The 14176-nt window shown below is 38.5% G+C and carries 12 protein-coding genes; 5 read left to right on the top strand and 7 right to left on the bottom strand.

Annotated features, from left to right (window positions below; all coding sequences use genetic code 11):
- Positions 1-25: 25 nt before the first annotated feature.
- Both QJV27_RS06080 and QJV27_RS06075 read right to left on the bottom strand, forming a co-directional pair.
- On the bottom strand, positions 26-1048 hold the full coding sequence (locus QJV27_RS06080) for a nicotinate-nucleotide--dimethylbenzimidazole phosphoribosyltransferase (protein ID WP_281448058.1): 1023 nt from the start codon (positions 1046-1048) through the stop codon (positions 26-28).
- On the bottom strand, positions 1045-2367 hold the full coding sequence (locus tag QJV27_RS06075) for a cobyrinate a,c-diamide synthase (protein WP_281448057.1): 1323 nt from the start codon (positions 2365-2367) through the stop codon (positions 1045-1047). Before QJV27_RS06075 ends, QJV27_RS06080 begins: the two co-directional genes overlap by 4 nt.
- 27 nt (positions 2368-2394) lie before the next feature.
- On the opposite strand from QJV27_RS06075, the gene QJV27_RS06070 reads away from it, so the two are divergent.
- Both QJV27_RS06070 and QJV27_RS06065 read left to right on the top strand, forming a co-directional pair.
- Entirely contained in the window at positions 2395-3462 is a 1068-nt protein-coding gene (locus QJV27_RS06070) for a cobalt-precorrin-5B (C(1))-methyltransferase (protein ID WP_281448981.1), read from the top strand.
- Between the two features lie 358 nt (positions 3463-3820).
- Positions 3821-6514, top strand: coding sequence for a Hint domain-containing protein (locus tag QJV27_RS06065; protein ID WP_281448056.1), 2694 nt, complete (start codon positions 3821-3823; stop codon positions 6512-6514).
- Between the two features lie 151 nt (positions 6515-6665).
- Here the strand turns inward: QJV27_RS06065 and cobM are convergent, their stop codons facing one another.
- From cobM to cbiE, 3 genes are all read right to left on the bottom strand, one after another.
- Positions 6666-7421, bottom strand: a complete 756-nt coding sequence (gene cobM, locus QJV27_RS06060) for a precorrin-4 C(11)-methyltransferase (RefSeq protein WP_281448055.1) — start codon at positions 7419-7421, stop codon at positions 6666-6668.
- An 8-nt stretch (positions 7422-7429) separates the two neighbouring features.
- Positions 7430-7849, bottom strand: coding sequence for a cobalamin biosynthesis protein (locus tag QJV27_RS06055; RefSeq protein ID WP_281448054.1), 420 nt, complete (start codon positions 7847-7849; stop codon positions 7430-7432).
- A 626-nt stretch (positions 7850-8475) separates the two neighbouring features.
- Positions 8476-9678, bottom strand: coding sequence for a precorrin-6y C5,15-methyltransferase (decarboxylating) subunit CbiE (gene cbiE, locus QJV27_RS06050; protein WP_281448053.1), 1203 nt, complete (start codon positions 9676-9678; stop codon positions 8476-8478).
- 192 nt (positions 9679-9870) lie between these two features.
- Here cbiE and QJV27_RS06045 point away from each other — a divergent pair, with 192 nt between their 5' ends.
- The 3 genes from QJV27_RS06045 (at position 9871) to QJV27_RS06035 (ending at position 12559) form a co-directional block, all read left to right on the top strand.
- A complete protein-coding gene (locus tag QJV27_RS06045; RefSeq protein WP_281448052.1) occupies positions 9871-10986 on the top strand; it encodes a lipase in 1116 nt (371 codons plus the stop codon).
- Between the two features lie 41 nt (positions 10987-11027).
- Complete coding sequence (locus QJV27_RS06040) at positions 11028-11768, top strand: cobalt-precorrin-6A reductase (protein WP_346771196.1); 741 nt, start codon at positions 11028-11030, stop codon at positions 11766-11768.
- A gap of 62 nt (positions 11769-11830) precedes the next feature.
- A complete protein-coding gene (locus QJV27_RS06035; protein WP_281448051.1) occupies positions 11831-12559 on the top strand; it encodes a tetratricopeptide repeat protein in 729 nt (242 codons plus the stop codon).
- A 131-nt stretch (positions 12560-12690) separates the two neighbouring features.
- Here QJV27_RS06035 and cobJ read toward each other — a convergent pair whose 3' ends face one another.
- Positions 12691-13452: a precorrin-3B C(17)-methyltransferase gene (cobJ, locus tag QJV27_RS06030; protein WP_281448979.1), complete on the bottom strand. Its 762-nt coding sequence runs from the start codon at positions 13450-13452 to the stop codon at positions 12691-12693.
- Between the two features lie 12 nt (positions 13453-13464).
- Entirely contained in the window at positions 13465-14175 is a 711-nt protein-coding gene (locus QJV27_RS06025) for a precorrin-2 C(20)-methyltransferase (protein WP_281448050.1), read from the bottom strand.
- Position 14176: the final 1 nt, after the last annotated feature.

Genomic DNA, 14176 nt, shown 5'->3' with positions numbered 1-14176 from the left:
CGGCGTGAATTTTACGTAAAATGGCTCACGATCCTTGGTTTGGAGGAAGACCAGCATCTTTATAACGGCTCATACCTGTATAACAAGCCAAGGCCCCTTGAAAAATAGGAATAACTAAGGCCGCTCCTGATCCTTCTCCTAGGCGCATGTTAAAGGCGACCAAGGGATAAAGGTTTAAATTTCCAGCTAACAATAAATGTCCTTTTTCTGCGGACAGATGACTAATCTTTGTATGATCAAGTCCAGTAGGATTTAATCTTTGTAATGCAGCAACGGCACTGGTACAAACAAAACCATCAAGAATAACAGGAATATTTAAATGACGGGCGGCGAGGGCTGCCCCTAATAATGCTGCATGTTCATACCCCCCTAAGTGACGGCAAACTTCTAGGGGATCCTCTAAAATGTCTTTGTGCAAAGCCAAGGCACTGTTAACGGCATTTTGTTTATTAGCAACATGGTCTGCACCAGTACTGGTGCCTTTACTGACCCATTGCGCACCATCCCCTCCGAAAAGGGCAGCACTTAAGGCTGCTGCGATGGTTGTGTTTCCGATTCCGACTTCTCCTAGACAAAGTAAGTCGATATTGGGGGTAACTGCATTGTAACCAGTCTCTACAGCTTTCAAGAATTCTTCTTCGCTCATGGCGGGGTATTTACAAATATTTTGAGTTGGCTTCAGATCATGTACGGGGATAATTCGTAATTCTGCGTTGGCAGTATTAGCCAGTTGATTAATGGCGGCATGCCCTTGGTTCATCTGATTGATCATCATCTGGGTAATGACGGGATCATAAGGCGTAACATTTTCTTCTGTTACCCCATGATTGCCAGCAAAAACAATAATACAGACACGATTTAGTGTCGGTGTTGTTTTCCTTTGCCATGAAGCTAACCATGCCACCAAGTTTTCAAGCTCGCCTAGACTGCCAGGGGGTTTAAGAAGTGTCTTTTGATGATTATACGTTGCTTGAGCAGCGTCATCATCTTTGGAAGGAATTTCTGTGCATGCTTGTCTAAGATGTTGAATAGATTTAAATTGTTTCATGGTTGTACTGCAATACTATGGAAAAAACAGCCTGTGCTTAAATGGCGCCGTCCCCCTTCGGGACCGATGGGATTACCTGTACCATCGCTGAGCTCAGCATAAGGAAGATCGTTGCCAGGGTCAATAACCGTTGCATAGTGAAATTCATGACCGTGAATGATATGGCAATGTCCTTGATGGGTAATAGTGGCACGACGATATCCCAAATGAATCTTGCGGTTTTCATAACTACAACTATGGCTTAGCAATCCAGTCATATTATGGGAAATACCATCTTTATCAATTAGTCTTTGCCCCATGACCATATATCCCCCACATTCACCATGCACAGCTTTGTGTTGGGCAAATAATTGTAATCCTTTAATAAAGCGATCTGCATTTGCCAATTGCCCTGCATATAGTTCGGGATATCCCCCTGGCAGCCAACAACAATCACAATCATGAGGTGGTGGCATATTATCCATAGGGGAAAAAAAATGTAAGGAAGCGCCTTGTTGCCGCCATCCATCAAGGAGGTGTGGATATATAAAGCTAAAAGCAATATCTTTGGCAATGGCAATTCGTTGTCCAGGTGGCGGGATAGCAACGATATTTTGATTAAAATGGGGCAAGGTCAAAGGGCTGTGCAGCGATAATAATGCTTCGATATTGACGTGTTTTTCAATAATATCAGCCAAATAATTTAAATGTTTGTCCAAGTCAGGATGTTCTTTGGCTTGAATTAATCCTAAATGGCGTGTGGGTAAATGTAATGATGGATCCCGTGGGATAGATCCCAAGACAGGGATCCCAATACGTTTAAAAGCGGCTTCTGTACTGGCATGATGTCTGGGCGAGGCAACATTATTAAAAATTACCCCTTTGACGTGGATATCAGGATGAATGGTGGCAAAACCATAAGCTGTGGCTGCTGCGGACTGGGCTTGCCCTGTAATGTCTATAACTAAAATGACAGGTAAATGATACCGTATAGCCAAATCGGCACCACATCCGCGTTGTCCATCTTGGGTTTCAATACCATCGAAAAACCCCATTGAAGATTCAATGATAGTTAATTCCGAATCTTGTATGGTTTTAATAAAAAGATTATCCAGTAACGTGTGTGGCATGGCCCAACTATCAAGGTTGAACGAGGTTTTTTGTGTTGCTACCTTGTGAAAAGCTGGGTCAATGTAGTCGGGCCCTGATTTTGCAGCACGAACATTAATGTTTTGGCGTCTTAATGCTGTTAGCAATCCCAAAGTAAGGGTTGTCTTGCCACTGGAGGATTTGGGGGCAGCGATGATGAACCCCTTTGCGTTTTGATCAGAATAGGTCATAGTTTGATAGTGAAAGGATCCTAAATGGTGGTACAAGATAGTAAAAGATTGCGTTATGGATGGACAACGGGTGCTTGTGCAGCTGCTGCGGCGAAAGCTGCATATATAGCATTACATAATGGTTTTTTTACAAATTGGGTAGAGATTACCTTGCCACAGGGTAAAAAAGTTATCTTCCAAATTCAAAGGCAAGAAATTATTAATAAAAATTGTGCTATTGCCTCTGTGATTAAAGACGCAGGGGATGACCCTGACGTAACTCACAATGCTGAAATTACTGTGAAAATCACCAAAATTACAACGGGGTCAGGGGTGGTCTTTAAAGCAGGTCCTGGGGTAGGGGTGGTAACAAAAGCTGGATTACCTTTGCCTGTTGGTGAACCTGCAATTAATCCTGTGCCCAGACAGATGATTATTCGAGCATTATCAGAAGTCATTCCCAATCCAGATATCGAAGTTATGATTAGCGTTCCCAATGGGCAGCAATTAGCACAAAAAACGATGAATCCAAGGCTTGGGATCATAGGAGGATTATCTATTTTAGGGACGACTGGGATCGTTGTACCATTTTCTTGTGCGGCATGGATTGCCAGCATTCATCGTGGGATAGATGTTGCCCGTGCTGCGGGAATCGATCATTTGGTCGCCTCCACGGGAAATGTATCTGAAACTGCGGCTCGGCAGTTATATCCATTGCCAGAAAGTGCTTTTATTGAAATGGGTGATTTTATCGGCGGGGTATTAAAATACCTAAAAACACATCCTGTTCGGCGTTTAACTTTGGCTGGTGGGGTGGCAAAGATGACTAAACTAGCGCAAGGGCATTTTGATTTACATTCAAAACGATCTTCTGTTGATTTTGTTTTGTTGTCACAGTGGGTTAAGCAACTTGGGGGCAGCGATGATTTAGTTGAAAAGATTATTAATGTTAATACAACAGCTCAAGTTTTTTCGCTGTGTCAGCATAAAATTAAACTTGCAGATTTTATTGCTCAAAAAGCACTTGAACAGGTAAAAGAAGCTCTTTTCCCTGTGAATATGCAGTTGGATATACTGCTTTTTGATCGCAATGGTGTATGCCACGGACGTGCGTAATATCTATAAGTTTTACTTATAATACAACTTACATATTTGAATAATGTTTTATTGATAACGGTTAAGTTAATTTGTTTCAAGCGGTTACTTATTTTGTACGCACGTTCAGATTAAATCCATTGTTGCCAGGTCTCATAGTTAATAAATCTATAAAGATAAATTAATAAAAGTATAATTTTTAAAAAAACATAACTATTGACTAAAAGATAAAATTAATATTTTTATACCTAAATAAATTATTAATAATTACTTAAAATATATTTCGATTTTGTAATGAATTGTTGGTTATTATTAACAATTCAAATTGTTTTGGTGTTTTAATATTATTAATAAAGTTAATAGTCTAGGTTTTAAAAATATGGCTGAAGAAATAAACAAATTGATTATAAATACTGGAGACGCCGATTTTCCTGTTGATGAAAGTGTATTCGACACGGATACTGCGATTGCAGGCGTGATTGCACCAGCGTCAAATTTGCCTACGCTTCCTGAAGTTTTGTTATCAGAAAATACAAATTATAATCTGGTTTCCAGTCAGTCTGGAGCTGTGCAAAGCATTCAAGACACAATATTCATGTACGATGATGACGCTACCGACCCAATAAAATTGAGTTTTACGGGATGGGGGAACAGTGCTCAGAGCGTACAATCAGCTACCCCCCAAAATATAGTAAATAATTCATTCAGTTTTACAAATAAACCTGTTCACTTAGTTTTTGGAAAATTCTTAACAATTAACCAAAATGGTTTTGATTTGCATGATGGTTCGACGTTTCAGATAACCAATTATTATGGTGGAATAAACAGTACTTCTTATGGGCAAATTCGAGCCGGCTTTACCAACAATAGGGTTGACCTTGGCAATAATTCAGAATTTAAATTCGTTTTAGATACAAGTTACTATACGGACAAAGGTTCGGGAAGTATCAATGCTTATGATTTTTCTGGAAATATATTAACATTAGGTAATAATACCAACGTTAATTTAAGCCTTGGCACCGATCTCCCTGGATTAGGCAAGACCTTTGTTGGTATACCTGTTTATACGAATAATGTATTCTTTTTGTCAGAGAATAGTACGTTAACTTTTGGTCAATCTTATACTGTTTCTGACCAAAATAAGATTTATGTAGCTTCTAATAGTACAATTAATTTTCAAAACAATCATCTTTCTTCGATGAATAGCCCTGTCTACGGAACTTTCGAGGGTAAAAAATCAGTTCAGTCTCTAGTAGGCGGTACAAATGCTACTAGTCAATGGGGAAGTAATAATCAGTTTTATGTTGATGCTGGCACATCTAACGTGACGATTAATGTCGAAGCAGGGTTTAATTTCACCATTCCCACATGGGATACGGGGATTAATAGCACTGTTAATTTTTCTGGTTCACTTAACCAAAACAGTCTTAATAAGACAACTGTTCAAGTGGGGGATGGATCAACATTCAATCTTATTGGAGCAACGTCATCAATAAATAGCACGACTTTTAACTTAGGCAAAGGTTCTTCACTGACTATTGACAAAGACGTATTGTTGGCAACAGTAAACAAGTCGGGATCTTATTTCCCAGGTGCTGCAACAGTTTATTATAAAGATCCAAATACAAAAACCGTTGTCAATAATGATCCTAATTTTTATAATGCGGTAGGAGGTATTTATAATTCAACGGTTAATTTTTCCAACGGGGATAAGGATACAAGGCTGACTATCGGAAACCTACAATTAACAGCAGGTAAAGAATTAACCTATCTTCTTGCTATTCAGGGGTTTGATGCTGATCATGGCAATATTTTATTGGAAAATTTAAATGGATTTCAAATTGATACAGTTCAATTTTTCAATCAAAGTCCTGAAGGCTCAGCCGCTAATAGCAACGCCTATGTAAAAATAAATTTCATTAATGATGCAGGTGAAACAGCAGTCCTTAATTTGAAAATGGACGTACATGGGCAGTTATATTATATCCCAATTACAGATGGATCAGGTAATGTTGTTTCTTATGAAATCCTGGTTTGCTTTAATGAAGGAACGTTGATCCAAACAATTGATGGGGTTAAACCAATCGAGACTCTCCAAAGAGGGGATATGATAAAAACCAAGGATGGTGCACGAGCTGTTACATGGGTTGGACATAAATTCAAACGATTAAATCAGTTCAGTAAAAAAGAAGATCATTTGGTTTTAATAAAGAAAGACGCTCTTGCAGACAATATACCTTGCAGAGATTTGAGGGTGACAGCAGAACATTGTTTATACGTTGATGATAAACTTGTTCCTGCACGTATGTTGGTGAATGGTACAAGTATAACTTATGATTTTGAAATGCAATCCTATACCGTTTGGCATGTGGAATGTGCAAAGCATCAAATTATATTTGCGGAAAATGTCCCTGTTGAAAGCTATCTTGATACAGGAAATCGATATACGTTTGAAGGTTGTGAAAACGTTTCGTCAGTTTATCAAGCAGATAAATGGCAATCTGAAGCCGTAGCAGAGCTTTGCACTGATGCTTCGTTTGTTGAACCTATTTGGAAACGTTTTCACCAACGTGCAGTCGATTTAGGTTTTTCAAAATGTATTGAAAAAAACCTAGAAGAGAACGATATGCCAAACCTATATCTTTGTTTGGATGATGGGCAGATTGTGAATCCTATCGATATTCAGGATCAGGTTTACAGTTTCTCTTTGAACAGGCCTACAGAATTCGTCAGTATTATGTCGTATGTCTCTAAACCAGAGGAAATATTTGGCAGCTTTGTTGATGATCGCCGAAAACTAGGCGTTGCAGTAGGGTCTGTTCAACTAATTTCTTCAAGTGGTCGCGAAGTATCAATTGATTATCATTTGGCGAACAATAATGTGGTTGGTTGGTACGGTTTGGAAGGCCAAGGCATCCAATATCGATGGACAAAAGGATGTGCATATTTGCCTCTTGACTTAGATTTGATGACGGAAGATACGTATACATTACGCATTCAGGTTGTTTCAACTTTACCTAAATATTTCAAAGAAACAGTAAATTACGATTTTCTATTTAAAAAAGTTTCGTAAATATTGGTAATAGTGACAAGGTTGTATGTGATTTACAGCCTTGTCATTGTAAATAGTGTGGCTTCGTAGTCAATTTGAAGTGTTATATTTACGTTAGGTTCTATGTAAAAAATATAAAATCGATCGGCATAACTCATAATGTCCTTTTATATTAGTATTCCTTAAAACGGCGATGATAGTTGGGGCGGTACAAGGCACTTTCTTGTGAATGCTCGTTAGATAATGCAGGGCCAACCATAATCAAGGCGGTGCGCTCAATGGGATTTCGTTGTAATTGTTGGATAATGGTTTCCAATGTCCCTTGTAAAATATGTTCGTTGGGCCAAGTAACGCGCGCAGCAACGACAATAGGGCACGTTTTGCCATAATAGGGCACTAATCGTTCGACAATTTCATCAAGACGATGAATGGCCAAATGTAAAATTAACGTGGTCCCTGTTTGTGCGTAGGTTTCCAGTTTTTCTTTTTCCGGCATTGTGGAGGCACGCCCAGAAATACGGGTTAAAACAATAGATTGCGCAACCTCGGGTATGGTTAATTCTTTTTCGATGATGGATGCTGCTGCAGAAAAAGCAGGGACACCAGGGGTCAAGGTATAAGGGATACGATTTTTTTTCAAACGACGGATTTGTTCAGCAACTGCACTATATAAGGATAAATCACCAGAATGCAGACGTGCTATATCCAAACCTGCTTGGTGGGCTTTAATATATTCTGCCTCGATTTGATCAAGGTCCAGTGCCGCAGTATCAATTAATGTGGCATTTGCAGGACAAAAAGATAACATTTCCTTGGGAATAATTGATCCGGCGTATAAGCAGATTTTGCATTCAGACAGGATTTTATACCCTCTAAGGGTTAATAGGTCTGCAGCCCCAGGGCCTGCACCAATAAAATGAACAGTCATAGAAATTTTTAACCTTTTACAGCAACGGAAATGGTAAATTTGTTATAAATGATTTTAGGGATCAGTAAACGATCATTTTTATTCATAAGTGCCAAGACACAAGCCTCTGCCACAGCTCCAAGGCCAGTGTGACGATAAGAAGCTTCTGAAAAATGGCTGCATTTAGGCTGTAAATCAATCAGTATTTTTGTGGAAATTAGATAAATAGGTGTCGATGTTAATTTTTTTAACTCGTGAATATTCAGATCATTTTGTTTAAATGCAGGTAAAGCAATATCCGTTGCTTGATATTGATGTTCTTGCAAGAATTTATTTAAGGTTTGAAATAATTCAATAGCAGATGCTTTCTTTGAAAACCCCATACCAATAATTGCTGATTGTAAGGGGGGAAAAGATTTTATGCGATTGTCACAAATAATGGGTTGCATCTTTATAAATTTTAAAAATATGCTTACTTCTTCATAATAGTTTGTTCTGTTTCTAATGTAAATTGTTGGAATCTGGATTTATTTTTTCTATAGGAACTAACTGGTTTCCTTGAATTGTAAATATAAGCAGCTGTTATCGTTTTTGCAAAAAAAATGATGTGATTAGTAGGCGCATTTTGTATCTCTTTATCATCTGGGGTTACATATATAGTTGAGATAATAATTGATCCACAAGCAGGCAGTAATGTTAATTCTTTGAATAATACGAGGGATGACCTTCATGAAGGATCGGATATGTTTATATGGTTACCGTTATGAGGGTTTTTTGAAATAGAAAGAGGTTGTTAGATGCGTCATGGCCTCTAGAGGAATTTTTAAATCTTGATTGGTGTTATTTTTAATACTGATATCTAACTATACTAACTATAGTGTTTCTTTTTTCGAATAAATACATTGTGGATTATCAGGGCAGCTTACGGATGAACTAAGCAAATTACCATCTTTGCTAGTAATATTGTATGCTTTGCTTGGTTGAATAGCAAAAAGAGTTATGGCAGATAACAATCCAATGATTTGTTTTGACTTGTTTAAATAACATTGTATCGACATCATATTTTTATACTTTATTAAGGCTTCTGAACAACATATTGAGTAATAGCACGTGCAGGTTTAAATCCATGATAGCTTCCCAAAGATTCATAATGTTCAATATGTAAACGTGTGATCTCACCCCCCCATTTTTCTTTGGCTTTGAATAACAAAAGGTCGCCTTCAATTGTTACGGAATTGATAACAAGTCTGCCCAATGGACGCAAAGCATTCCAAACTGTTTCTAGTAGATCTGGCGAGGTTAATCCCCCTCCAATAAATACCGCATCAGGAGGGGGCAGGTCTGGCAATATTTCAGGGGCTTTCCCTTTAATAATTTGTAAGGATGGCACCCCAAGGCGAACAGCATTTTCCTTGGCACGATCGGCACGATCTGCACGAGCTTCAATGGCAATGGCTTTGCATGTTGGGTGTGTTAACATCCATTCTATGGCAACAGATCCAGAGCCTGTTCCAATATCCCATAACACAGCACCAGGATAAGGTTGTAATGCAGATATTGTATTGGCACGAATGGCTTGTTTGGTTAATTGCCCATCATTTGCAAACCAATGATCCTGGCGGCCGTGGGTAAATGGAAGTGGGCAAAAATTATCCAGCTCTAAAGCAATGATATTTAATGGATGAATATCTTTAGGAAGTGTATCTGTGGAGGAAAGAGCCATAATATGTTCATCGTTACCTCCTAGTGCTTCTAGGATATAAAAATGCTTATAAGAAATATTCCATTCTTTTAAAATGTTATGGACTTTATGAGGTGTTTCTTCATTAGCGGACAGAATGAATAAGCGTCTATTGGGGGTCAGGGCAGGGCGTAATGTTTCAATAGGTCGTCCACATAAAGAAACCGTTTGTATATCTTGTCCATACCATCCTAAACGATTACATGCCAGTGTACAAGAGGAAATTGCAGGGAAGCTTTCCCATTCTGCAGGTTTTAATGTTTTAATAGCTAAAGGCCCAATACCATACCAAAACGGGTCTCCAGAGGCTAAAATCACTACAGGATTTGGTTTATACTCTAAAATCTTTTGTAAGGAAGATGTAATGGGATTTGACCACGTTTCTTTTTCCCCTTGAATTAACGAATTCGCATGGGCAAGATGGCGTTTCCCACCAACGACAAGGGAGGCAGTACGCAATCGATTTTTGGCAACTGAAGCAAGCGAGCCTATGCCATCTTCTCCAATACCAATAATGCTAAGAAACGGATGTGTCATGGGTGTTTGTCATTTTGTTTTATAAAAAGGATTATTTTTAACATTTTTAGTATTTTATTGAAGATATAAAATGACGAATAAACAATATTAATATTTGATAGGAATTATTTTATTAAATGTTAATAATAAAATATTTGACTATTTAAAATGAATTATATTTATTACCTTTAGTAATGAATATAAGGAGTTGTTATGAGTCAATTTACAACAAAGCTCTGGACCTGGGGCCGTAAGTTAGCATCTTCTATTATTGATGATGTAAACGAAGTATTCAATTTTTTAGGCATTAGTCAAGCAGTCAGTTTTATAGCTTCATTGCCAGATAATATCATTAATAACACAACCCATACAGATTTATCTGTTTTAAAAAATGATTACTCAATTGCAGCGCCAGTGGATCAGGATCTGGATAAGACTCCAACGGTTTCACAATTTTTAAATGCTGCGAATACAGAATATTCTATTAATGGTTATCCTGATGGTATGACACCTTTTTTAGTTGATGGTAAGCAGCTGGCAATACAAAATAAAATATCAGGAATGGCTGCTAAGGTTTGGGTTACAGATCAAAAACAAGTGATCATTGCGTTTCAAGGTACTGGTGGGGGTGATAATTTAATCATAAACCCATTAATGACAATCAGTCAGGTCGCATCCGATATTCAGGTGTGGAATCAAGAAGTATCGGTAGCAGAGAAAGATGCCTTAAATTTCACCAAATATGTTGTGCATCAAGCCCAATTACAAGGGTATTCCACCAATGATGTGTTTTTAACTGGTCATTCATTGGGCGGTATAGAGGCTTCTTACGTAGCTCAACAAACTGGATTAGCAGGGATGGCATTCGAGTCAACAGGAATTCCTGAATCAGCAACCGCAAAAGGAAATGGGGATAATTTTATCAGTCTTGTTACCTATGGTGATCCTGTTGGTGAATATGCGTCTGATACTCAGGGACAATCACCCTTTGTAACCTCTATGACCCCTGGATCAGAAGGCAAGTTTAACCATTATGGCCAGGTCGTATTTGTCGGTGATAAGGCGGACAGTGCTGCTATGCAGGGGAAATTAGACGATTGGAATGCAAATAGTTTCAAAAATGTTTTTAGCCTTTTAGATGTCATTCCCGATTTCTTAAGATTTCATTTACCAGGTACACAAGCTGCGGACATAGGGGCAAAGCTAGACCCTTACTCTTTGTTGTATGATACGATTGTTACTCAACACGGGGCTGTTGTTCCAATTGCAAATGATACTCTTGCGCAGGTACGTGATGATGTTTTACAATTATCAGGACTGCAATATTAACAAGAGTAAAGCACAAGTATGCTGGTTCATTATAAAAAAAAATATTAATTTTAGGTGGCACAACTGAAGCTATTCAGTTGGTAGGAGGAATATCCACAGATAATAAATACGACGTTATTTATTCTTTGGCGGGTGTTACAAAAGCACCCGCTTTTCCTCCACAAGTTACTACCAGAGTTGGTGGATTTGGGGGGGGCGTTAAGATGGCACAATGGGTACAGGACCATCAAATTGATGGTATTATTGATGCCACCCATCCATTTGCCCAGCAAATTACCAATAATGCGTTTCAAGTCGCACAAATTACCCAGATTCCTTATTTACGTTTAGAACGTCCTGCATGGGAAAAACAAACTGGCGATCGATGGTTAGAGGTTAATTCCGTGTCGGAGACGGTAGAGGTGTTGGGGCAACATCCTCAGCGGGTTTTTTTGACGATTGGTCGTAAGGAGATATTGCCATTTAAAGCATGTTCTGTACAACATTCTTATGTGATTAGAAGTGTCGATTATCCTGATAAAGTTTATATCCCACAAAATTCCCATATTATACAGGCAAAGGGTCCTTTTCTTTTATCTGACGAGTTAATGTTGTTAAAACAGTTTGACATTAATTGTATTGTCAGTAAAAATTCTGGTGGTGAAACGATTTACGCAAAAATTATTGCTGCACGGCAATTAGGAATTCCTGTCATCATGGTAAAAAGACCTACCATGCCTTGTATGCCAACGATAAACTCGTGGCAGGAAGCCTATCAACAAATTAGCCAAATTTTTGGATAATTTAAGAAACAGGCGTATAGTTTTTAAATAGAGTATAATGTTTATAATATGGGATAAGACAAATGCTAAGACGATTACAGTATATCGTTCTTACAACTAGCTTTCTAATTCAAATTCCTTGTGGTTATGCAGATCCTAAAGAGGATGAAATTAATCTTCAAAGATTAAAAGAACATGCTGCGAAAGGGAATGCGACGGCTCAATATAATTTGGGAATTCTTTACGATAGCGGGAATGGAGTTCCGGCAGATAAAGTCATTGCAAAGCAATGGTATGAAAAAGCAGCGAAACAAGGGATTATGGAAGCCCAGTATAATTTGGCCATTATGTATGATACGGGGCAGGGTGGGGCCTTAGATCCTGTTAAAGCAGCTGAGTGGTATAAACTGTCGGCAGGGCAGGGATATGCGCCTGCGCAATATAATCTTGGAATGGCATATGAATATGGGCGTGGGGTCTCTAAGGATGATGCCAAAGCCTTTCAATGGTTAAGGCAGGCAGCTTTGCAGGGGGACAAAGATGCGGAATATAATATGGGTGTTTTATATTATGACGGAATAGGGGTTTCTCAAAATTACTCTACTGCTGCAAGGTGGTTAAGGCATGCGGCGTATCATGGTGATGTTAATGCTCAATACGATTTGGGTGAAATGTATTGGCAAGGGCAAGGCGTAACAAAAAATATTGCTAGAGCTCAAGCTTATTTTAAGCAAGCATGTTCACAACAATTGACAAAAGCATGTCGTGCATATCGTAAGATTAAACGCAACGCAGCCATAAACAATAAATGATAATTTAATATATTATTATTATGGTTAGAATAGTGACGTTTTGCAATTTATGTATGATGTGATGGTCGATTTCAGATAAAGTTAATGACTAGAATGTTTTGAACAAGGATATAATGGCCAATCTATTTTTCTTACTTTTTGGTAATAGATCTTGGGGTATAAAACCATGGATTACAATCAGATAAGGGTTGAATCACTCTGCTATATCGACTGCCAATAATAACCAAGGTTTGCATATCCCCCATTGAAGATTTGGCATTTTTTAACGTGGTTAATTCAATATGTTCATCTTTCCTTGATATTGCACGACAAAAAGCCACTGGAATATCAGTAGGCAATTCCTTTCGCAACAGGTCAAACGCAGTGTCTAATTGCCAAGGGCGTGCTTTAGAAACAGCATTATAGAGGGCGATAACAAAATCTGCCTGTGCTGCTAATTTCAATCGGTGCAGGATTAACTCCCATGGTTTTAGATTGTCTGACAATGAAATTGCACAAAAATCATGCCCTAAAGGTGCCCCCAACCGTGCCGCGGCGGCAAACATAGCGGATATACCAGGTAATACGGTTACTTGGATTGTTTTAAGAGAAATATCTCCTTGGTCGATGGCCTCGAAAACAGCACTGGCCATTGCAAAAACACCTGCGTCACCTGACGATACAACACCCACCCGGTGACCTTGTTGTGCCAGGGTTAATGCATGATGGGCGCGGTCTAATTCTTGGCGATTATCGGTACCATGTTTGCGCACGGTGTTTGGTACTTCAACACGTTCTACATAAGGGCCGTAACCAACGATATCAGTCAACGTGGGTAAAAGGGATAATACTTCTAAAGTTAGTAAATTTTGATCCCCAGGACCAAGGCCAATGATATATACATGTCCATTTATCATAACGTTGTATTATCCAGTAATTAAAATCAGAGAAAAATAAGGGGCATGTTCTTGGGTTAATTCAGTCATGGGTAAAATGCGTTGGTTAAGTTGCGTACCACGTTCAATATAAACAGCTTTGTTTAATAAATCTGTTGTTTGCAATGCTGATTTAACTTTTGCTAAATGACGACCAATTTTCATAATAACTACGGAATCACTATGGTATAATTTATCTGTCAATTGTTCTAGTGGCAGGGTTGCAGGAATAACGGTTAAGGTTTGCTCATATTTGACGATGGGTAATTTTGCGGCACTCCAACATCCATTCATTGCACAGATACCAGGGACGATTTCCGTGGTATAAGTTGGTGATAATCGCTCTAAAATATACATAGCCGAGCCATAAAGCAATGGATCTCCTTCACATAGTAAATTGACCGTTTCGCCTTGATCTAGATGATGTTGAATATGATGTGCAGATTGATCGTAAAATTGTTGTAAAGCCTGTTTATATTCAATATGTTTATGCGGAATCTCTGTTGTTATGGGATATTCAAAACGCAGTTCTTGATGAGTATTGGTAATGAATTCTTGGGCAATGTGCCTGGCATGCCCTTTTTCCCCCTTTTTTGCGAAATAAGCAAAAATAGAATGGCTGCGTAATAGGCGTTCTGCTTTTCTGGTAACTAGTTCTGGATCACCAGGTCCCATACCTAAAATATTCAGTTTTCCCTGCATG

The organism is Commensalibacter oyaizuii (assembly GCF_029953265.1).
Taxonomy (GTDB): domain Bacteria; phylum Pseudomonadota; class Alphaproteobacteria; order Acetobacterales; family Acetobacteraceae; genus Commensalibacter; species Commensalibacter oyaizuii.
Note: the sequence above shows the minus strand (reverse complement) of the source record. Positions and strands in the feature narration are given on the sequence as shown.

Coding starts and splice junctions, on each gene's coding strand:
- cbiE (WP_281448053.1), bottom strand. CDS start 9,678: ATGACACATCCGTTTCTTAGCATTATTGGTATTGGAGAAGATGGCATA.
- QJV27_RS06075 (WP_281448057.1), bottom strand. CDS start 2,367: ATGACCTATTCTGATCAAAACGCAAAGGGGTTCATCATCGCTGCCCCC.
- QJV27_RS06035 (WP_281448051.1), top strand. CDS start 11,831: ATGCTAAGACGATTACAGTATATCGTTCTTACAACTAGCTTTCTAATT.
- QJV27_RS06045 (WP_281448052.1), top strand. CDS start 9,871: ATGAGTCAATTTACAACAAAGCTCTGGACCTGGGGCCGTAAGTTAGCA.
- QJV27_RS06025 (WP_281448050.1), bottom strand. CDS start 14,175: ATGCAGGGAAAACTGAATATTTTAGGTATGGGACCTGGTGATCCAGAA.
- QJV27_RS06065 (WP_281448056.1), top strand. CDS start 3,821: ATGGCTGAAGAAATAAACAAATTGATTATAAATACTGGAGACGCCGAT.
- cobM (WP_281448055.1), bottom strand. CDS start 7,421: ATGACTGTTCATTTTATTGGTGCAGGCCCTGGGGCTGCAGACCTATTA.
- QJV27_RS06055 (WP_281448054.1), bottom strand. CDS start 7,849: ATGCAACCCATTATTTGTGACAATCGCATAAAATCTTTTCCCCCCTTA.
- QJV27_RS06080 (WP_281448058.1), bottom strand. CDS start 1,048: ATGAAACAATTTAAATCTATTCAACATCTTAGACAAGCATGCACAGAA.